This is a genomic window from Pseudomonas sp. Lz4W, assembly GCF_000346225.2.
GTDB lineage: Bacteria > Pseudomonadota > Gammaproteobacteria > Pseudomonadales > Pseudomonadaceae > Aquipseudomonas > Aquipseudomonas paraversuta.
In genome coordinates this window covers 4,670,571-4,690,607 of record NZ_CP017432.1, presented here as the reverse complement: position 1 = coordinate 4,690,607, position 20,037 = coordinate 4,670,571, and the positions used below count along the sequence as shown (strand labels likewise).

Here is a 20,037-nt window from a genome sequence, read left to right as displayed (position 1 = left end):
ACCTCGCAATGACTGATGTAGTGAGGTGTTTGCATCGCTGGCGAGCCAAATTCAGAGCACATCCCGTTTTCCTTTATTTGAGGTGGGGCACATGGCTGTTAATGATGATCGTGCAGGCGCAACACCGCTGATCGAAAAACGCTCGATCGACTACATTCCCGAGTCCGAGCGTCATGGTCGGCTCATCAGTCAATTCACTTTGTGGCTGGGAGCCAACCTGCAGATCACGGCGATTGTGACGGGCGCGCTGGCCGTGGTGCTGGGCGGCGATGTGTTCTGGTCGCTGATCGGCCTGTTTGTCGGGCAATTGCTCGGTGGCGCGGTAATGGCGCTGCACGGTGCCCAGGGTCCGCAACTGGGTTTGCCGCAGATGATCTCCAGCCGTGTGCAGTTCGGGGTGTATGGCGCGGTGGTGCCGCTGGTGCTGGTGTGCCTGATGTATATCGGGTTTTCGGCCAGCGGCTCGCTGCTGGCCGGTCAAGCGATTGCCCAGTTGCTGCATGTTGAAGACTGGATCGGCATTGTCGCCTTTGCCGGTTTTATCGTGATCCTGACCATCTTCGGTTACCGGGTGATTCACGGCATTGGCCGGATCGCCAGTGTGCTGGGGGTGATTGCCTTCATCTATCTGTTCTACAAACTGCTGGCCGGCAATGACATTGGCGCGCTGTTGGCCAACAAGCATTTCTCCATCAGCAGCTTTTTGCTGGCGATCTCGTTGTCCGCCTCGTGGCAAATTGCGTTTGGCCCCTATGTGGCGGATTACTCGCGCTACCTGCCGAGCAAAACTTCACCGGTCAAAACCTTTTGGGCGATCAGTCTGGGGTCCGTCATTGGTGCCCAGATTGCCATGGTGTTCGGCGTTCTGGCTGCCGCTCTGGCGGGCTCGCAATTTGCCCACCACGAAGTGTCGTTCATTGTCGGACTGGGCGGCACCGGCATTGTGGCGGCGTTGCTGTATTTCGCCGTGGCCTTCGGCAAGGTGACGATCACCACGCTCAATGCCTACGGCAGTTTCATGTCCATCGCCACCATCGTCAGCGGCTTTCGCGGCAGCCGGCGGATTCCCGGTGGCGTGCGCCTGCTCTACATCCTGGTGATGGTCGCCATGGCCACCACCCTGGCTCTGTTGGGCAAAGACTCGTTCCTCAAGGATTTCTCCGCTTTTATCCTGTTCCTGCTGGCGTTTTTTACGCCCTGGAGCGCGATCAACCTGGTGGATTTCTACTGCATTACCAAAGAACGCTACGACATTCCGGCGCTGTCCAACCCCGAGGGTCGATATGGCCGCTGGAACCGGGTTGGCTTGAGCGTCTATGTGTTTGGCGTGCTGATTCAAATGCCTTTTATGTCGACCCATTTTTACACCGGCCCGCTGGTGGATAGCCTGGGCGGCACCGATATCTCCTGGATCATCGGTCTGGTCGTGCCTGCAGCCCTGTATTACTGGGCTGCAAGGAAGTGGGCGCGGCCGGTTCCCGAGCACCTGATTTTACCGGCCCAAACCCATGAGCCCGCCCATACGGCTGCTGTGCTGCCCGTAGTGCCGGCGACGATTTAGCCTGCAAACATCAATTTGAAAAAGCCCGCAGTGACTGGCAGCCAACAAGAATTTCAAAGGAGCATTAATGTGAACCGTTTAAACCTGATCCCCGGTCAACTGAGCCTTGCCCAACTGCGTGACATTTATCAGCAGCCGGTAACCCTCAGTCTGGACGAAAGCGCTTCGGCGCAGATTGATGCCAGCGTGGCCTGCGTCGAGCAAATCCTTGCCGAGAACCGCACCACCTATGGCATCAATACCGGTTTTGGTTTGTTGGCTTCGACAAAAATTGCCAGCGAAGACCTGGAAAACCTCCAGCGTTCGCTGGTGTTGTCCCATGCGGCCGGTATCGGCGAGCCGTTGAGCGATGACATGGTGCGCCTGATCATGGTGCTCAAGGTCAACAGCCTGAGCCGTGGTTTCTCCGGTATTCGCCGCGTAGTGATCGACGCCTTGATCGCCTTGATCAATGCCCAGGTTTATCCACACATCCCGCTAAAAGGCTCGGTGGGTGCATCGGGCGATCTGGCGCCTTTGGCCCATATGTCCCTGGTGCTGCTGGGCGAAGGCAAGGCGCGCTACAAAGGTCAATGGCTGGATGCCGTTGCGGCCTTGAAGCAGGCTGGCCTTGAGCCGCTGACCCTGGCGGCCAAGGAAGGGCTGGCCTTGCTCAACGGTACTCAGGTGTCGACTGCCTACGCGCTGCGCGGCCTGTTTGAAGGTGAAGACCTGTTTGCCGCCGCCATGGCCTGCGGCGGCCTGACGGTGGAAGCGGTACTGGGTTCGCGCTCGCCGTTCGACCCGCGCATTCATGCCGCACGTGGCCAGCGCGGGCAAATCGACGCCGCTGCGATCTACCGTGATCTGCTGGGCACCAGCAGCGAAGTGTCCGAGTCGCACAAAAACTGCGACAAGGTGCAAGACCCGTACTCCCTGCGTTGCCAGCCGCAAGTGATGGGTGCCTGCCTGACCCAGTTCCGCCAGGCCGCCGAAGTGCTGGGCATTGAGGCCAACGCCGTATCGGACAACCCGCTGGTGTTTGCCGAGCAGGGCGACGTGATCTCGGGCGGCAACTTCCACGCCGAGCCGGTTGCCATGGCGGCCGACAACATGGCCCTGGCCATTGCAGAAATCGGTTCGCTGAGCGAGCGCCGTATCTCGTTGATGATGGACAAGCACATGTCGCAACTGCCGCCGTTCCTGGTGGCCAATGGCGGCGTCAACTCCGGCTTCATGATCGCTCAGGTGACGGCTGCGGCCCTGGCCAGCGAGAACAAGGCACTGGCCCATCCCCATAGCGTCGACAGCATTCCCACCTCGGCCAACCAGGAAGACCACGTCTCGATGGCTCCGGCTGCAGGCAAGCGTCTGTGGGAAATGGCCGAGAACACCCGTGGCGTGCTGGCGGTCGAGTGGCTGGCGGCGTGCCAGGGGCTTGATCTGCGTGATGGCCTGAAAACCTCGGTCAAGCTTGAAATTGCCCGTACCACTTTGCGTAGCAAGGTCGCGTTCTACGAAAAAGACCGCTTCTTCGCCCCGGATATCGAAGCCGCCATGCAGTTGCTGGCCTCGCGCTGTCTGAATGAGCTGGTGCCTGCCAACGTTCTTCCAAGCCTGTAACCCAAAAAACGCAGAGCGCTCGTTGAGCGCTCTGCGTATCTGTTTTCGCCGACAAAAATAACTAGGGACGCGAAATGCAAAGTCAAACTCAAGGTTTGAAGCGCGGGCTATCGGCCCGTCACATCCGTTTTATGGCGCTGGGTTCAGCGATCGGAACGGGTCTTTTTTATGGTTCGGCCGCTGCCATCCAAATGGCTGGACCTGCTGTGCTGCTGGCGTACCTGATTGGTGGCGCCGCGGTCTTCATGGTGATGCGCGCACTGGGGGAAATGGCCGTGCGCGATCCGGTGTCCGGCTCGTTCGGTCATTACGCCAGTACCTACCTGGGGCCGATGTCCGGCTTTATCCTCGGCTGGACCTATGCCTTCGAGATGATCATCGTGTGTCTGGCCGATATCACCGCCTTCGGTATCTATATGGGCTTCTGGTTTCCCGAAGTGGCGCGCTGGATCTGGGTGCTGGGCATCGTGCTGCTGATCGGCGGGTTGAATTTGTGCAGCGTCAAAGTCTTCGGTGAAATGGAGTTCTGGCTGTCGCTGCTCAAAGTTGCCGCCATTGTGGCAATGATTCTGGGCGGTTTCGGCATCATGCTGTTTGGCATCGGAACCTCCAGCACGGACGCAGCCGCAACCGGGATCAGCAATCTCTGGGCCTATGGCGGCTTTATGCCCAACGGCATCGGCGGTTTGATCGCTTCGTTTGCAGTGGTGATGTTTGCGTTTGGCGGCATTGAAATTATCGGCATCACTGCCGGCGAAGCCAAAGATCCGCAGCGCGTCATTCCCAAGGCAATCAACGCGGTCCCGTTGCGGATTTTGCTGTTCTACGTGCTGACCCTGTTTGTGCTGATGGCCATTTACCCATGGACCCAGATTGGCAGCCAGGGCAGTCCGTTTGTGCAGATTTTCGACAGCCTGGGCATCAGCTCGGCGGCTACCATCCTCAACATCGTGGTGATTTCGGCAGCCGTGTCGGCAATCAACAGCGACATCTTCGGCGCAGGCCGCATGATGTTCGGTCTGGCCCAGCAGGGGCAGGCGCCTAAAGGCTTTGCCAAAATCTCCCGTCACGGTGTGCCGTGGATGACCGTTCTGGTCATGGGGGGCACACTTTTGGCCGGTGTGCTGCTTAACTACCTGATCCCGGAAAACATCTTCCTGGTTATCGCCTCGATTGCGACCTTCGCCACCGTGTGGGTATGGTTGATGATTCTGGTGACCCAGGTAGCCATGCGCCGCTCCATGACCCGTGAACAAGTGGCCGAGCTCAAGTTTCCGGTGCCGTTCTGGCCCTATGCACCCATTGCCGCCATCGTGTTCATGGTGTTTATCTTCGGCGTGCTGGGCTACTTCCCTGAAACTCAGGCGGCGTTGATGGTGGGTGCGGTCTGGATTGTGCTGTTGGTGGTGGCTTACCTGCTGTGGGTAAAACCGGCTGCCGGCGCTGCGGTTGAAGAAGCTCCCGAGCTTTCCTGAGTTTTTGATCATTGACGGAGTGAGCGAATGAAAACCCTGTGGCAACACTGCAATGTCGCGACCATGGCCAATGGCACGTACTCAATCATCGAGGATGCGGCCATCGTGACCCGTGAGGGCTTCATTGAGTGGATCGGCCCGCGTCTGCAATTGCCAGTGGGCGAGTACGCCCGGACCGAAGAACTGCAAGGCGCCTGGGTCACCCCGGGGCTGATCGATTGCCACACGCATACGGTCTTTGGCGGTAACCGCAGCGGCGAGTTCGAGCAGCGCCTGCAAGGTGTGAGCTATGCCGAAATCGCCGCCGCCGGTGGTGGCATTGCCAGTACCGTGCGGGCGACCCGTGCTGCCAGTGAAGATGAGTTGTTTGCCAGTGCCCGTCAGCGTCTGACCTGTCTGTTGCGAGACGGTGTGACCAGCGTCGAGATCAAGTCCGGTTACGGCCTGAGCCTTGAGAGCGAACGCAAAATCCTGCGGGTGATTCGTCGCCTCGGCCAGGAGTTGCCGGTGACGGTGCGCAGCACCTGTCTGGCGGCCCACGCCTTGCCGCCGGAATACAAAGACCGGGCTGATGACTACATCGAGCATATCTGCAGCGAAATGCTCCCGGCGCTGGCAGCTGAAGGGCTGGTGGATGCGGTGGATGCGTTCTGCGAATACCTGGCGTTTTCCCCTGAACAGGTGGAGCGGGTGTTCAAGGTGGCGCAGGCGCTGGAGTTGCCGGTCAAGCTGCATGCCGAGCAACTGTCGTCCTTGCACGGTTCCAGTCTGGCGGCACGCTATCAGGCGCTGTCGGCGGATCATCTGGAGTTCATGACCGAAGACGACGCCATCGCCATGGCCAAATCGGGCACTGTGGCGGTGCTGTTGCCGGGTGCGTTCTATTTCCTGCGCGAAACTCAACTGCCGCCCATGGATGCCTTGCGCAAACACGGGGTTAAAATCGCCATCGCCAGCGACCTCAACCCCGGCACGTCGCCAGGTCTGTCGCTGCGCCTGATGCTGAACATGGCCTGCACCCTGTTCCGCATGACCCCTGAAGAAGCTCTGGCCGGGGTTACACAGCACGCTGCAACGGCATTGGGCATGGGCCAGACCCACGGTTCGCTGGAACCGGGCAAAGTGGCCGATTTTGTGGCCTGGAACATCGATCGGCCGGCAGACCTGGCCTATTGGCTGGGTGGTGATCTGGATAAACGCGTCGTGCGCAATGGCGCCGACGTTGAGCTTTAGGAGAAACGCTTGTGGATAAGGTTCTGACATTCAAACAGGGTCGCGTGCCATTGCTGATCAGCATGCCCCACGCCGGCCTGAAGCTGACCCCGGCCGTTAAAGCCGGTCTGATTCCCGAAGCACAAAGCCTGCCGGATACCGACTGGCATATCCCGCAGCTTTACGACTTTGCTGCCGATCTGGGGGCCAGCACCCTGGCGGCCGAGTATTCGCGCTTTGTGATTGACCTCAATCGCCCCGAAGACGATGCGCCGATGTACGTGGGGGCAACCACCGGTCTGTTCCCGGCCACACTGTTCGACGGAGTACCCTTGTTTCGCGAGGGGCAGGTGCCGTCGGCGGCAGAACGGGCGACCTATCTGGAGCACATCTGGAAGCCTTACCACCAGACCTTGCAGCAGGAGCTCAAGCGCCTCAAGGATGAGTTTGGCTATGCACTGCTGTTCGACGCGCACTCGATCCGCTCCCAGGTGCCGCACCTGTTTGACGGTCGCCTGCCGGACTTCAACCTGGGGACCTTCAATGGCGCCAGTTGCGACCCGGCCCTGGCCAGCGATCTGCAAGCGATCTGCGCCGAGCATCCGGCCTATAGTCACGTGCTGAACGGGCGCTTCAAGGGCGGCCACATCACCCGTCATTACGGTAGCCCTGTGGATAACATCCACGCCGTGCAGCTGGAGCTGGCGCAGAGCACCTACATGGAAGAGTTCGAGCCGTTCAAATATCGCCAGGATCTGGCAGCGCCGACTCAGGAAGTGCTCAAGCAATTGCTGGCGCGGATTATCCAGTGGGGCCAGCAGCGCTACGCTTGACCTGAACCCTGCAGGAGCGAGCTTGCCGATGGATGGAAAAGCTCGCTGCTGCGAGTTTTTCGGCGTATTCATCTGCGCATGCTCATTCCAGCAATCGGGTTTATGATGCCAGACGGCAACATTTTTTCAGCCCCACATGGAGTGCGTAATGCAGACCTTGTTCCCGCAGATCAAACCCTACGCCCGGCATGAACTGGCGGTGGACGAGCCGCATGTGCTCTACATTGATGAAAGTGGCTCCCCGGACGGCTTGCCGGTGCTGTTTGTCCACGGCGGGCCAGGGTCGGGCTGCGATGCCAATAGCCGCTCCTATTTCGATCCCAACCTGTACCGCATCATTACCTTCGATCAGCGCGGTTGCGGGCGTTCGACCCCTCACGCCAGCCTCGAAAACAACACCACCTGGGATCTGGTCACAGATATGGAGCGCATCCGTCTGTACCTGGGTATCGAGCAGTGGGTGGTGTTTGGCGGCTCATGGGGCTCGACCCTGTCGCTGGCGTACGCGCAGACCCATCCCGAACGCGTACAGGGCCTGATCCTGCGCGGGATATTTCTGGCCCGCCCACAAGAAATCGAATGGTTCTATCAGTCGGGTGCCAGCCGGATTTTCCCGGATTACTGGGAAGAGTATGTCGCGCCGATCCCCGAAGAAGAGCGTCATGACCTGCTGACGGCTTTCCACAAGCGCCTGACCGGTAATGACCAGATTGCCCAGATGCATGCGGCCAAGGCGTGGGCGGCCTGGGAGGGGCGTGCTGCTACCTTGCGCCCCAACCCGCAAGTGGTCGACCGCTTCTGCGATCCGCACCGGGCCCTGTCGATTGCCCGGATCGAGTGCCATTACTTCATGAACAATGCGTTTCTGGAGTCCAACCAGCTGATCCGCGACATGCACAAGATTGCCCACCTGCCGGGTGTAATAGTGCACGGTCGTTACGACATGATCTGCCCGCTGGACAATGCCTGGGAGCTGCACAAGAACTGGCCCGACAGTGAGCTGCAAGTGATTCGGGAGGCCGGGCACGTGGCCTCCGAACCCGGTATTACTGACGCGCTGGTGCGTGCCACCGAGCAAATGGCCCGCCGTCTGCTGCGCTTGCAGCCCGACGAAGCATGAAGGGGCTGTTACAGCGGGTCAGCAGCGCACGGGTAGAGGTTGGCGGAGAAATTGTCGGTGCCATCGATCAGGGCTTGCTGGTGCTGGTCGCCGTCGAGCCGGATGACACCGAAGCCAATGCCGCCAAGTTGCTGCACAAATTGCTCAACTATCGGGTGTTCAGTGATGCCGAGGGCAAAATGAACCTGTCGCTGGCCGATATCGGCGGCGGTTTGCTGCTGGTTTCGCAGTTCACCCTGGCGGCCGATACCAAAAGCGGCCTGCGCCCGAGCTTCTCCACGGCAGCGCCCCCTGCGCAGGCCGAGGCGCTGTTCAATCACCTGTTAAACGATGCCAAACGTCTGCATCCAAATGTCGAATCGGGCCGCTTTGGAGCCGATATGCAGGTGCATTTGGTCAACGACGGCCCGGTTACATTTTTGTTACATACATAAAAACCCGAAAAACCTCGTTTTCGTCCGAAAACAGGGGGTTTTAGCGATAAATACTTGCTGAGACTAGATGCGTTGTAACGCGGCCTACTAGATAATCCTGCGCTACATAGAGTCTTGTCCTACTGTCTTGGGGAATCATTCATCCCTTTGGCTGTCGGAAGAGTGCTCGCCAACCTGGCATTTAGATCGCTGGCCGTTGGTTTCATCATCTGTTTTCGGCGAGGTTTGCTCGTGATTGTTAGTCCAATTAATGCACCAAAAATGTCTGCCAAGCGGTTACGCAACGCACTGGTGACGGGCTCTGCGCTCTTTTGCTTGTTCGGTGCGGGTCAACTGTGGGCATTCAGTCTGGATGACGTGGCGGCCGAGGCGAAGACCCTGGCTGAACAGAAATACCAAGCGCCACGCAGCAATTTGCCTAATGAGTTCCGTGACATGAAGTTCGCGGACTACCAAAAAATTCAGTTCAACCGCGACAAAGCCCAGTGGGCCGGGGATAAAACCCCGTTCAAGTTGTCCTTCTATCACCAGGGCATGCATTTCGACACGCCGGTGAAAATCAATGAAGTGACTGCCACCAAGGTCGAAGAGATCAAGTACGACCCGAGCCGTTTCTCCTTCGGTGACGTCAAGTTCGATCCCAAGGCCACCGAAAATCTCGGCTGGGCCGGTTTCCGCGTGCTGTATCCGATCAACAAGGCGGACAAGCAGGACGAAATCATGACCATGCTCGGCGCGAGCTACTTTCGCGTAGTGGGCAAAGACCAGATCTATGGTCTGTCGGCGCGTGGCATGGCAATCGACACTGCATTGCCATCGGGCGAAGAGTTCCCGCGTTTCACCGAATTCTGGATCGAGAAGCCCAAGCCGAACGACAAGCATCTGGTGATCTTCGCCTTGCTTGACTCGCCGCGTGCGACCGGTGCTTACCGCTTTACCCTGCGTCCGGGCATGGACACAGTGGTGGACGTCAAGGCGCAAATGTTCCTGCGTGACAAAGTGGGCAAGCTGGGCATCGCTCCGCTGACCAGCATGTACCTGTTCGGCGCCAACCAGCCGTCCAAGGTCCTCAACTATCGTCGCGAACTGCACGATTCGTCGGGCCTGGCGATCCATGCCGGCAATGGCGAGTGGATCTGGCGTCCACTGAACAACCCGAAACACCTGTCGGTGAGCAACTTCTCGGTTGAAAACCCGCTGGGCTTTGGCTTGCTGCAACGTGGTCGCGACTTCAGCCACTACGAAGACCTTGATGACCGCTACGACAAGCGCCCGAGCGCCTGGATCGAGCCACAGGGTGATTGGGGCAAGGGCACTGTAAACCTGGTGGAAATTCCGACTGCCGACGAAACCAACGACAACATCGTTGCGTTCTGGAGCCCGGAAACACAGCCAGAGCCGCTCAAGCCGTTTGATTTCGCCTACCGCATGCACTGGACCCTGGATGAGGCTGCCCTGCACCCGACGGACAGCGCGTGGGTCAAGCAGACCTTGCGTTCCACTGGTGACGTCAAGCAGTCCAACCTGATCCGTCAGCCGGACGGCAGCGTGGCGTACCTGGTCGATTTCGAAGGCCCGTCGCTTGCAAAACTGTCTGAAAATACCCCTGTGCGTAGCCAGGTCAGTGTCGGCGACAATGCCGACCTGGTTGAAAACAACGTACGTTACAACCCTGAGACTAAAGGCTGGCGCCTGACCCTGCGGATGAAAATCAAAGACCCGAGCAAGGCCACGGAAATGCGTGCGGCACTGGTCCAGGATGTAGAAACCCCGGCGGCCAAACCTGCAGCGCCTGTCACCAAAGCTGAAAAAGCTGCGGCCAAGGTCAAGGACAAGCAAGAGCACAACGCCAAGGCGCCTGAAGCCGAAGCTGCACCGGCCACGCCAGAACCGGTCAAGACTGAGAAAGTGTTGACCGAGACCTGGAGCTACCAGTTGCCCGCCGATGAGTAACGCTCAAGCCCGGCCAGACTCGCTCGGCGAGTATCTGGCGCACTTGCCACTGAACGATGAGCAGCGCGCCGAACTGGCGAGCTGCACCTCGTTCGCCGAGTTGCACGCGCGTTTGTCGGCGCAATCGGACATCGATGCTGCCGAGGCCGCCCAGGCTTCGGTGGGCACGCGGCTTAACCTGAGTTCGGCAGCTGAGCTCGAGGAAGCAGAAATGCTCGCCCTCGACGCCAGCGGCCGGGTGATGCTCAAGGCCACACCGCCGATTCGCCGTACCAAAGTGGTGCCCGAGCCGTGGCGGACCAATATTCTGGTGCGTGGCTGGCGTCGTTTGACCGGGCGCAGCAATCCGCCCAAGCCGGTAATCGACGAGCGGGTGCTGCCCAAGGCCCGCTGGCGTACGGTGGGTTCGATCCGCCGTTACATCCTGCTGGTCCTGATGCTGGGTCAGACCATCGTCGCCGGCTGGTACATGAAAGGGATCATGCCGTATCAGGGCTGGGCCTTCGTCGACCTTGATGAAGTGCTGCACCAGCCATTGATGCAGACCGCGCAGCAAGTGCTGCCGTATGCCTTGCAGACCAGCATCCTGATCTTGTTCGGGATTCTGTTCTGCTGGGTTTCGGCGGGTTTCTGGACGGCCTTGATGGGCTTTCTGGAATTGCTGACCGGGCATGACAAATACCGCATTTCCGGTAAAAGTGCCGGCAATGAGCCGATCCCGGAGCAGGCGCGTACGGCGCTGGTGATGCCGATCTGTAACGAAGACGTGACCCGCGTGTTTGCGGGCCTGCGGGCTACGTACGAGTCGGTCGCCGCCACCGGTGATCTGGATCGCTTCGACTTCTTCGTGCTCAGCGACAGTAACGATCCTGATATCTGTGTTGCCGAACAACAGGCCTGGCTGGATGTGTGCCGCGAAACAGAAGGCTTCGGGCGGATTTTCTATCGCCGTCGGCGCCGTCGTGTGAAACGTAAAAGCGGCAACCTCGACGACTTCTGCCGTCGCTGGGGCGGCGATTACAAGTACATGGTGGTGCTCGACGCCGACAGCGTCATGAGCGGCGAATGCCTGACCAGCCTGGTGCGCTTGATGGAAGCCACGCCAGACGCCGGCATCATCCAGACCGCGCCACGGGCGTCGGGTATGGATACCCTGTATGCACGCATGCAGCAATTTGCGACGCGGGTATACGGGCCGCTGTTTACCGCCGGTTTGCACTTCTGGCAGCTGGGTGAATCCCACTACTGGGGCCACAACGCAATCATCCGCATGAAACCTTTTATCGAGCACTGCGCCCTGGCGCCGCTGCCGGGTAAAGGGGCTTTTGCGGGAGCGATCCTGTCCCACGACTTCGTTGAAGCCGCGTTGATGCGTCGTGCCGGTTGGGGCGTATGGATTGCCTACGACTTGCCGGGCAGCTATGAAGAACTGCCGCCAAACCTGCTGGACGAACTCAAGCGTGACCGTCGCTGGTGTCACGGTAACCTGATGAACTTCCGCCTGTTCCTGGTCAAGGGTATGCACCCGGTGCATCGCGCGGTGTTCCTGACGGGTGTGATGTCGTATCTGTCAGCACCGTTGTGGTTCTTCTTCCTGTTGCTGTCGACGGCCTTGCTGGCGGTCAACACGTTGATGGAACCGCAGTACTTCATGGAACCGCGCCAGTTGTATCCGCTGTGGCCACAATGGCACCCGGACAAGGCCGTGGCGCTGTTTTCGACCACCATCGTGCTTTTGTTCCTGCCTAAATTGCTCAGCATCATTCTGATCTGGGCCAAGGGCGCCAAAGAGTTCGGTGGCAAGTTCAAGGTCACGTTGTCGATGTTGCTGGAAATGCTGTTCTCGATGCTGCTGGCACCGGTGCGCATGATCTTCCACACCCGCTTTGTACTGGCTGCGTTCCTTGGCTGGGCTGCGACCTGGAACTCGCCACAACGCGACGACGACTCCACCCCATGGAGCGAAGCCGTTCGCCGGCATGGCCCGCAAACTCTGCTGGGTGCGGCCTGGGCCGGGTTGGTACTGTGGTTGAATCCGAGCTTTCTGTGGTGGCTGGTGCCGATTGTCGGTTCGCTGATGCTGTCGATTCCGGTGTCGGTGATTTCCAGCCGGGTCAAGCTGGGCCTCAAGTCCCGTGACGAAAGCCTGTTCCTGATTCCTGAGGAATACGCGCCGCCCCGTGAGTTGTCGGCTACCGCCGAGTACACCCACGAGAACCGCTACCGCGCGCTGCATGACGGCTTTGTCCGGGCCGTGGTTGATCCGCAGCAGAACGCCCTGGCCTGTGGCCTGGCGACCTCGCGTCACCGTGCCGCCGAGCCGATTGAATGGCTGCGGGCCGAGCGCGTGCGTCATGCTCTCAAGGTCGGGCCTCAGGGTCTGAACAATAACGAGCGCATGGCGTTGTTGAGCGACCCGGTTGCACTGGGCCGCCTGCATGCGCTGGTATGGAGCGAAGGCCACGAAGACTGGCTGAACGCCTGGCGTGAATCGGTTGCGGCCGATCCTCACGCGCCGTTGCTGCCCCTGCAACCGGCAGCATGATCTAACGCGAGCAACCTGCTCCTGCTTTTGTGGGAGCAGGCTTGTCCGCGATAGCATCGCCAGCAAGCCGGCTGCCACACAGATCACCCGCTATAAATCACACCTGCCTGCACCCCCCCCCCGCCTGTCGCGCTTTTCTATCGCAAAACTCGTCTCATAACCCTTCTGTGAGTTAGCATCCGTCTCCGAATGGGTGAGTGCCCGGCTTTATTGGCTTTTTGAATCGAGCCCGCCGCTGGCCAACACCTTTATAAGCAGGTCGAGGGGAGTTGATGATGAAGAAGTTTCTGTCAAAACTGCTGTGCGGTGTCACTGCACTGCTGGCGGTGAGCGCCGCTCATGCAGGCGCAATCGAGGACGCGGTCAAGCGCGGTACGTTGAAAGTGGGCATGGACCCGACCTACATGCCGTTCGAAATGACTAACAAACGCGGTCAGATCATTGGCTTCGAAGTCGATCTGCTCAAAGCCATGGCCAAGTCCATGGGCGTCAAACTGGAACTGGTGTCCACCGGCTATGACGGCATCATCCCGGCCCTGATGACCAACAAGTTCGACATGATCGGCAGCGGCATGACCCTGACCCAGGAGCGCAACCTGCGCCTCAATTTCAGCGAACCCTTCATTGTTGTGGGCCAGACCCTGCTGATTCGCAAAGAACTGGAAGACAAGGTCAAGTCCTACAAAGACCTCAACGACCCGCAATACCGCCTGACTTCGAAGATCGGCACCACGGGTGAAATCGTCGCCCGCAAACTGATGTCAAAAGCCCAGTACCACGGCTATGACAACGAACCGGAAGCGGTACTGGACGTGGTAAACGGCAAGGCCGATGCGTTTATCTATGACGCCCCGTACAACGTTGTGGCCGTCAACAAGTTCGGTAACGGCAAGCTGGTGTTCCTCGACAAGCCATTCACCTACGAGCCGCTGGCCTTTGGTCTGAAGAAAGGCGACTACGACAGCATCAACTACATCAACAACTTCCTGCACCAGATCCACGAAGACGGCACCTACGATCGCATCCATGACAAGTGGTTCAAAGACACTGCCTGGCTCAAAGACATGGAATAAGGCCGACTCTTCAATCGCGAGCATTTGCGTTAACTCCTGCAGGAGCGAGCCTGCCCGCGATTGACGGCCTCCCTAGCGACACAAAACGTGGAACCTGAAAGTGATCAAACAAAAAAAACCCCAGTGGCCCTGGCACGTATTGACCGTGCTGGTGCTCATCGGTCTGGCGGGCGGTCTGTACTACGCCACCTCGCTGATGTCCTACGAATGGCGCTGGAATCGAGTCCCGCAGTACTTCGCCTACCAGGCTGAAGAAGCCCAGCGGGCAGCCGAAACCTCCACCGTGATTGAGCTGGTGCGCAAGGGCGACAATACCGAAGTGGTGCTGAAAGGTGACGATGGCGCCGAACAGCGTCTGACCGTGGCCGACAACAGCCTGCAACTGGCCGAAGGTGACGATGTTGCCGAAGGCGATGTGGTGGGGGTCAATCGTCATTGGGCGGCAGGCCCGCTGCTCTGGGGCTTGTGGACCACCGTCTGGCTGTCACTGGTATCCGGTGTGCTGGGGTTGCTGATCGGCCTGGCCACCGGGCTCTGCCGGTTGTCGAAAAACCCGACCCTGCGCGATCTGTCGACCCTGTATGTGGAACTGGTTCGTGGCACGCCGCTGCTGGTACAGATTTTTATCTTTTACTTCTTTATCGGCACCGTGCTCAACCTGTCCCGCGAGTTTGCCGGTATTGCCGCGTTGTCGCTGTTTACCGGTGCCTATGTGGCCGAAATCATCCGCTCGGGCGTGCAATCCATAGCCCGCGGGCAAGACGAAGCGGCGCGCTCGCTGGGTCTCAATGCCAGCCAGTCGATGCGTCACGTGGTTCTGCCACAAGCCTTCAAGCGCGTGCTGCCACCCTTGGCCGGGCAATTTATCAGTCTGGTAAAAGACACCTCTCTGGTGTCGGTGATTGCGATTACCGAGTTGCTTAAAAGTGGCCGTGAAGTCATCACCACTTCGTTTTCGCCGTTCGAGATTCTGTTCTGCGTGGCGGGCCTGTACCTGTTGATCAACCTGCCGCTGTCGCATTTGGCCAGCCGGCTTGAGCGGAGGCTTGCGCAAAGTGATTGAAGTTCGCGAACTGGTAAAAGTCTTCGATACCCGCGGGCAAGTCGTCCGTGCGGTAGACAATGTCAGCACCACAGTGGCCAAAGGCGAAGTGCTGGTGGTGATTGGGCCTTCGGGCTCAGGTAAATCGACCTTTCTACGCTGCCTCAACGGCCTGGAAGAGTTCGATTCCGGTTCGGTCAGCATCGACGGCCTGGACCTGGCCGACCCGAAAACTGACGTCAACGCCTATCGCCGTGAAGTCGGCATGGTGTTCCAGCATTTCAACCTGTTCCCGCACATGACCGTGCTCGAAAACCTGTGTCTGGCGCAGAAGGTCGTGCGCAAGCGCGGCAAGGCCGAGCGCGAGGCCAAGGCCCGGGCTCTGCTGGAGAAGGTCGGGATCGGGCAGAAGGCTGACGAGTATCCGTCGCGGCTATCGGGCGGCCAGCAGCAACGGGTGGCAATTGCCCGCGCCCTGGCGATGGAACCCAAGGTGATGCTGTTCGACGAGCCGACTTCGGCGCTTGACCCGGAAATGGTCGGCGAAGTGCTGGACGTGATGAAGACCCTGGCCCGTGAAGGCATGACCATGGTCTGTGTGACCCACGAGATGGGCTTTGCCCGTGAAGTGGCCAATCGCGTGCTGTTCTTTGATCACGGCAAGCTGCTGGAGGATTCCGCCCCGGAAGACTTCTTCAACTCGCCCAAAGACCTGCGGGCCCAGGCGTTCCTGCGTCAGGTGCTGTAAAACCCCAACCCTGCAGGGGCTCGCTCCTGCAGGGTTATCAGACTTCAGACCTTGAAGCGTGCCACCAGCGCCTGCAGGTGCGCACCCAGGCGCGCCAGCTCAACGCTGGACGCCGCGGTCTCTTCGCTTGCCGCTGCCGTCTGCTCTGACACGTCACGCACATTCAGCACGCTGCGGTTGATCTCTTCAGCGACGGCGCTTTGTTGTTCGGCGGCCGCCGCAATCTGTTGGTTCATGCCCTGAATGGTCGACACCGTGCGGGTGATGCTGCCCAGCGCTTCGCCTGCACGACGGGTGAGTTCAACGCTGCTGTCGGTCAGGATACGGCTGCTGTCCATGCTGCTGGAGGCCTGCCGGGTACCGCTTTGCAGGCCTTCAATGAGCTCTTCGATCTCTTCGGTGGATTTTTGCGTGCGCTGCGCCAGGCTGCGTACCTCGTCGGCTACCACCGCAAAGCCACGGCCTGCCTCACCGGCGCGGGCGGCCTCGATGGCGGCATTGAGCGCCAGCAGGTTGGTTTGCTGGGCCACCGACTTGATCACATCGAGCACGCTGCCGATCTTGTCACTTTCGCGCTTGAGATGGTCCATGGCTTCGGTGGAGTGGCCCACTTCAATCGCCAGTTTCTCGATCTGGGCAATGGCTTCACCGACCACTTTGTCGCCTTCACGGGACTGCTGGTCGGCAACAACAGCGGCTTCTGAGGCCTCTTCGGCATTGCGCGCCACTTCCTGCACCGTTGCCGCCATTTCGTGCATGGCGGTAGCGACTTGATCGGTTTCGACTTTCTGGCTGTTGACCCCGGCACTGGTCTGTTCGGTCACGGCTGAGAGTTCTTCGGCCGCGCTGGCAATCTGGGTCACGCCATCGCTGATGCCCCCGATCAGTTCGCGCAGACCTTCGGTCATCCTTTGCACGGCGTGCTGCAATTGCCCCAGCTCGTCGCGGCGAGCGGTGGGGTTGTCATGGCTCAGGTCGCCTGCGGCGATCCACTCAACGGTCTTGAGCGTGCGCTGCAGCGGGATGACGATCTGCCGGGTAATAACCCAGGCAGCAATGATGCCCAGTACCAGCGCCAGTAATGTACAACCTATGAGCAGGTTCTCGGCCTGCTGGCTGTCCTGGTCGCGTTTTTCGGTTTGCAGGGTCGAAAGCTTCTGGCTCAGATCGATCAGGGTGCTGCCTTGCTGCTGCATGCGCGTCAGCGCCCGGGCACTGGCGACTTGAGCATCGCGAAAGCCGGTCACGGCGGCCCGATAGTTTTGCATGGCCAGCGTGGCTTGCTGCAAGTGGCTCAGATGTTCGTCGGGGAGCCTGGCGGGCAGGCTGTCGAGTTCTTTGAGCGCATGGTCGATGGCATCCAGGGCGGGCTGCTCGGCCTCGGGGCTGGCGCTATAGGTGTAGCCACGCACCTGGAACCTGGCTTGCTGAAGCAGTTTTTGCAGTTCGATGACGCTCTTGTACTGCGCCAGGCTGTCGCTTTGCAGCAAGGTCTGCTCAATGTCTGCAACGCTGGCGACGGCGCTGTCGGCGGTACTGCCGAGCAGTACGCGGTTGGCTTCACGTGCTTGAGTGGCCAGCCCGGAGTCGGCGAATGCGCTTTTGTATTCGGCCACCGCGGCGAGCTGTTGCTCGACCAGGGCCAGCTCCGCAGGATCGGTGAGCTGGCGGCGCGACAGGTCCAGCGTCTGGTCCAGGGCGGTCAACTGGCCATTTACCTCGGCGTTGCCTTTTTCACCCTTGTCCCGCTCGTAGTCCAGACGTGCAATGCGCAAGTCTTTGGTCAGCTCGATGGTCTTTGATATGTTGGCCAGCTTGTCACCGCGGTCGATCACTGAAACCAGACCCTTCCAACCGATTGCGCTTATCAGCACTGTTAAAACCAGCACCAGACCAAATCCCAGGCCCAGCTTGCGATTAACACCGATATTGCCCAGTAGTCTGGCCAGTTGACGGTACATGATGAAACTCCTTTTATGACGCGAGCAGCCTGACGGGAAGCCGTCCATTGCTTTGCGTTCTTCACGGGTATCAGGGCATCGGCGTGGCGCAGGGGAACTGAAGCGGGGGGTGTTGAATGTGTGACCGAGGCCTCAAACCCGCAGCGCAACTTCGTAGTCGCCGAGGAACGAGGCTGCGATGGCTGCGAAGCTGGCCCCGGGGGGGCGCAGCCTCGCTCATAGTCAGCGACTAGGTGGCAGGGCTCAGAACAGCCGGGCGAGAAGGGCGGTGACGGCGGTTTCGACCCGCAGGATGCGCGCGCCGAGTTGCACCGGTTGCAGGCCGGCTTTGGCCAGCAGGTCGATTTCGTACGGAATCCAGCCGCCTTCCGGGCCGATAGCCAGGGTCACGGCTTGATCCAGGCCGCGTGGGCACGCGGGGTAATCACCGGGGTGGCCAACCAGGCCCAGTGTGCCTTCGACCAGTTGTGGCAGGCGGTCTTCGACGAACGGCTTGAAACGTTTTTCGATGATGATTTCAGGCAGCACGCTGTCGCGGGACTGCTCCAGCCCCAGAATCAGCTGTTCGCGAATTGCTTCGGGCTCCAGAAACGGGGTCTGCCAAAAGCTTTTTTCGACCCGGTAACTGTTCATCAGAACCACCCTGGGCACGCCCATCGAGGCAACTGTCTGCAGGACCCGGCGCAACATCTTCGGGCGCGGCAGGGCCAGTAACAGGGTCAGGGGCAGTTTGTCGGGCGGCGGCTGGTCGAGGTTGTGGATAACCAGTTCGGCTTCTTTGGCCTCCAGGCGCACCAGTTCGGCGCTGCCCATTAAACCGCCGATGCGTCCGACCCGCAGGTTGTCGCCCACTGCCGCACGGTGCACTTCCTGCATGTGAGTCAGGCGCCGATCGCGCAGGATCACGCGATCGGCGGCAATGAAATCAGCCTCTTCGAGGAGCAGCAGGTTCACGCTTGCGGTGCTGGCGGCTGGGCGTTGCTGTCGTTCTCGGGCTGTTCGTCCGGGTGATCGCCACGCTTGTTTTTGCTGATCAGGCTGCCGAACAGAATGCCGATTTCAAACAGCATCCACATCGGAATCGCCAGCAGGGTCTGGGAGAAGATGTCCGGCGGGGTCAGGATCATGCCGACTACAAAGCAGCCGATAATCACGTACGGCCGGATTTTGCGCAGGTATTTGACGTCGACAATTCCGATCCATACCAGCAGCACCACTGCCACCGGGATTTCAAAGGCTACGCCAAAGGCAAAAAACAGGGTCATGACGAAATCAAGGTAGCTACTGATGTCGGTCATCATGGCCACGCCTTCCGGTGTCGCGGAGGCGAAGAACTTGAACACCAGCGGGAACACCAGGAAATAGGCGAACGCCATGCCGGCGTAGAACAGGAAGATGCTGGAGATCAGCAGCGGCACGGCAATGCGCTTTTCGTGCTTGTACAGGCCGGGGGCGATAAAGCCCCAGATCTGATGCAGGATCACCGGGATCGCTATAAACAGCGACACCATCATGGTCAGCTTGAGCGGTGTGAGGAACGGCGATGCCACGTCGGTGGCGATCATCGTGGCGCCCACCGGCAGGTATTCACGCAATGGCGTGGAAACCAGGGTGTAGATCTGCTGGGTGAAGGCGAACAACCCGATGAAGATCAGAAAAATCGCGGCGATGCAGCGCAGCAGGCGGGTGCGCAGCTCGGTCAGATGCGAAACCAGCGGCATTGGCTGGTCGTGTTCAGGCTTATCGCTCATGCGCTTAGGGGGCTCGCGGTGGCAGGGTAGGGTCGTGTGGCACTGCCGGTTGAAGTGCAGGCCCGGACTCGGTCTTGCTCAGGCTGACCGGAGCAGGGGCCGGCGGCTCTGCGGGCTCGGGCTGCGCAGGTGCGGCCAAAGGCTCGGTCGGCATCACAGGCGGCACAGGCGGCTGGAGCGGGGCCAGAATCTTCTTGGCTTCTTCTTCCATCGACAGGATGTGCTCGTTGTGCAGTTGCCGACGAATTTCGTCGGCGCCGATTTCACGCTCAACTTCCTGTTTGATCGCATTGAAGCTGCGTTTCAAGCGGCCGATCCACAGCCCCGCCGTGCGTGCTGCTCCCGGCAGGCGCTCGGGGCCGAGCACCAACAGGGCCACCAGGCCGACGAGCAGCAGTTCACTGAAGCTGATACCGAACATTATTTTTGGCTCACACGTCTTTGCGGGTCGGCTCTTCGACTTTCTGGGCCTGCACGTCAATGGTGTGCGGCTCGTTGAGGGTCGAAGTGGTGTGTGGCTGCGGTGCGGCCGTTGGCTGTGCAGGCGGCACTACCGGTTCGGCAGGCTTCTCGTCGTCGTTCATGGCTTTGCGAAAGCCCTTGATCGATTCGCCCACGTCAGTGCCCAGGTTTTTCAGTTTTTTGGTGCCGAAGACCAGGACCACAACTACCAGAATGACGACCCAGTGTTTCCAGTCAAAAATGCCCATGATGAGTTCCTTGCAAA

General features: G+C 59.7%; 17 protein-coding genes. 12 read left to right on the top strand and 5 right to left on the bottom strand.

Features of this window, described 5'->3' with window-relative positions:
• Positions 1 to 91 precede the first annotated feature (91 nt).
• From B195_RS21325 to B195_RS21270, 12 genes are all read left to right on the top strand, one after another.
• Positions 92 to 1,561 (top strand): cytosine permease, encoded by a 1,470-nt coding sequence (locus B195_RS21325; RefSeq protein WP_003438696.1) that lies wholly within the window; start codon positions 92 to 94, stop codon positions 1,559 to 1,561.
• A 69-nt stretch (positions 1,562 to 1,630) separates the two neighbouring features.
• Positions 1,631 to 3,163, top strand: a complete 1,533-nt coding sequence (hutH, locus tag B195_RS21320) for a histidine ammonia-lyase (protein ID WP_003438698.1) — start codon at positions 1,631 to 1,633, stop codon at positions 3,161 to 3,163.
• Positions 3,164 to 3,237: 74 nt separating this feature from the next.
• The gene (locus B195_RS21315; protein ID WP_003438700.1) at positions 3,238 to 4,638 is read left to right on the top strand and encodes an amino acid permease; all 1,401 of its coding nucleotides are present in this window, start codon (positions 3,238 to 3,240) and stop codon (positions 4,636 to 4,638) included.
• 27 nt (positions 4,639 to 4,665) lie between these two features.
• Positions 4,666 to 5,871: an imidazolonepropionase gene (gene hutI / locus B195_RS21310; protein WP_003438703.1), complete on the top strand. Its 1,206-nt coding sequence runs from the start codon at positions 4,666 to 4,668 to the stop codon at positions 5,869 to 5,871.
• Between the two features lie 11 nt (positions 5,872 to 5,882).
• Entirely contained in the window at positions 5,883 to 6,683 is an 801-nt protein-coding gene (gene hutG / locus B195_RS21305) for an N-formylglutamate deformylase (RefSeq protein ID WP_003438705.1), read from the top strand.
• Between the two features lie 148 nt (positions 6,684 to 6,831).
• The gene (gene pip, locus B195_RS21300; protein ID WP_003438707.1) at positions 6,832 to 7,803 is read left to right on the top strand and encodes a prolyl aminopeptidase; all 972 of its coding nucleotides are present in this window, start codon (positions 6,832 to 6,834) and stop codon (positions 7,801 to 7,803) included.
• On the top strand, positions 7,800 to 8,237 hold the full coding sequence (gene dtd, locus B195_RS21295) for a D-aminoacyl-tRNA deacylase (protein ID WP_003438709.1): 438 nt from the start codon (positions 7,800 to 7,802) through the stop codon (positions 8,235 to 8,237). The genes pip and dtd overlap by 4 nt, the downstream gene beginning before the upstream one ends.
• A gap of 231 nt (positions 8,238 to 8,468) precedes the next feature.
• Positions 8,469 to 10,190: a glucan biosynthesis protein G gene (locus tag B195_RS21290; protein WP_003438712.1), complete on the top strand. Its 1,722-nt coding sequence runs from the start codon at positions 8,469 to 8,471 to the stop codon at positions 10,188 to 10,190.
• On the top strand, positions 10,183 to 12,735 hold the full coding sequence (mdoH, locus tag B195_RS21285; RefSeq protein WP_003438715.1) for a glucans biosynthesis glucosyltransferase MdoH: 2,553 nt from the start codon (positions 10,183 to 10,185) through the stop codon (positions 12,733 to 12,735). Before B195_RS21290 ends, mdoH begins: the two co-directional genes overlap by 8 nt.
• A gap of 275 nt (positions 12,736 to 13,010) precedes the next feature.
• Positions 13,011 to 13,808, top strand: a complete 798-nt coding sequence (locus tag B195_RS21280) for a transporter substrate-binding domain-containing protein (protein ID WP_003438717.1) — start codon at positions 13,011 to 13,013, stop codon at positions 13,806 to 13,808.
• 103 nt (positions 13,809 to 13,911) lie between these two features.
• The gene (locus tag B195_RS21275) at positions 13,912 to 14,871 is read left to right on the top strand and encodes an amino acid ABC transporter permease (protein WP_369826398.1); all 960 of its coding nucleotides are present in this window, start codon (positions 13,912 to 13,914) and stop codon (positions 14,869 to 14,871) included.
• Positions 14,864 to 15,598: an amino acid ABC transporter ATP-binding protein gene (locus B195_RS21270; protein WP_003438721.1), complete on the top strand. Its 735-nt coding sequence runs from the start codon at positions 14,864 to 14,866 to the stop codon at positions 15,596 to 15,598. Before B195_RS21275 ends, B195_RS21270 begins: the two co-directional genes overlap by 8 nt.
• 44 nt (positions 15,599 to 15,642) lie before the next feature.
• Here the strand turns inward: B195_RS21270 and B195_RS21265 are convergent, their stop codons facing one another.
• The 5 genes from B195_RS21265 to B195_RS21245 all read right to left on the bottom strand — a co-directional run bounded on the left by B195_RS21265 (position 15,643) and on the right by B195_RS21245 (position 20,020).
• Positions 15,643 to 17,559 (bottom strand): methyl-accepting chemotaxis protein, encoded by a 1,917-nt coding sequence (locus B195_RS21265; protein WP_003438725.1) that lies wholly within the window; start codon positions 17,557 to 17,559, stop codon positions 15,643 to 15,645.
• 243 nt (positions 17,560 to 17,802) lie between these two features.
• Complete coding sequence (locus tag B195_RS21260) at positions 17,803 to 18,513, bottom strand: 16S rRNA (uracil(1498)-N(3))-methyltransferase (RefSeq protein ID WP_003438729.1); 711 nt, start codon at positions 18,511 to 18,513, stop codon at positions 17,803 to 17,805.
• Positions 18,510 to 19,310: a twin-arginine translocase subunit TatC gene (tatC, locus tag B195_RS21255; RefSeq protein ID WP_003438731.1), complete on the bottom strand. Its 801-nt coding sequence runs from the start codon at positions 19,308 to 19,310 to the stop codon at positions 18,510 to 18,512. The genes B195_RS21260 and tatC overlap by 4 nt, the downstream gene beginning before the upstream one ends.
• A gap of 4 nt (positions 19,311 to 19,314) precedes the next feature.
• Positions 19,315 to 19,731 (bottom strand): Sec-independent protein translocase protein TatB, encoded by a 417-nt coding sequence (gene tatB / locus B195_RS21250; protein WP_003438732.1) that lies wholly within the window; start codon positions 19,729 to 19,731, stop codon positions 19,315 to 19,317.
• A 10-nt stretch (positions 19,732 to 19,741) separates the two neighbouring features.
• Positions 19,742 to 20,020: a twin-arginine translocase TatA/TatE family subunit gene (locus B195_RS21245; protein WP_003438734.1), complete on the bottom strand. Its 279-nt coding sequence runs from the start codon at positions 20,018 to 20,020 to the stop codon at positions 19,742 to 19,744.
• Positions 20,021 to 20,037: the final 17 nt, after the last annotated feature.

Coding starts and splice junctions, on each gene's coding strand:
- B195_RS21325 (WP_003438696.1), top strand. CDS start 92: ATGGCTGTTAATGATGATCGTGCAGGCGCAACACCGCTGATCGAAAAA.
- B195_RS21315 (WP_003438700.1), top strand. CDS start 3,238: ATGCAAAGTCAAACTCAAGGTTTGAAGCGCGGGCTATCGGCCCGTCAC.
- hutI (WP_003438703.1), top strand. CDS start 4,666: ATGAAAACCCTGTGGCAACACTGCAATGTCGCGACCATGGCCAATGGC.
- pip (WP_003438707.1), top strand. CDS start 6,832: ATGCAGACCTTGTTCCCGCAGATCAAACCCTACGCCCGGCATGAACTG.
- dtd (WP_003438709.1), top strand. CDS start 7,800: ATGAAGGGGCTGTTACAGCGGGTCAGCAGCGCACGGGTAGAGGTTGGC.
- mdoH (WP_003438715.1), top strand. CDS start 10,183: ATGAGTAACGCTCAAGCCCGGCCAGACTCGCTCGGCGAGTATCTGGCG.
- B195_RS21280 (WP_003438717.1), top strand. CDS start 13,011: ATGAAGAAGTTTCTGTCAAAACTGCTGTGCGGTGTCACTGCACTGCTG.
- B195_RS21265 (WP_003438725.1), bottom strand. CDS start 17,559: ATGTACCGTCAACTGGCCAGACTACTGGGCAATATCGGTGTTAATCGC.
- tatC (WP_003438731.1), bottom strand. CDS start 19,310: ATGAGCGATAAGCCTGAACACGACCAGCCAATGCCGCTGGTTTCGCAT.
- tatB (WP_003438732.1), bottom strand. CDS start 19,731: ATGTTCGGTATCAGCTTCAGTGAACTGCTGCTCGTCGGCCTGGTGGCC.
- B195_RS21245 (WP_003438734.1), bottom strand. CDS start 20,020: ATGGGCATTTTTGACTGGAAACACTGGGTCGTCATTCTGGTAGTTGTG.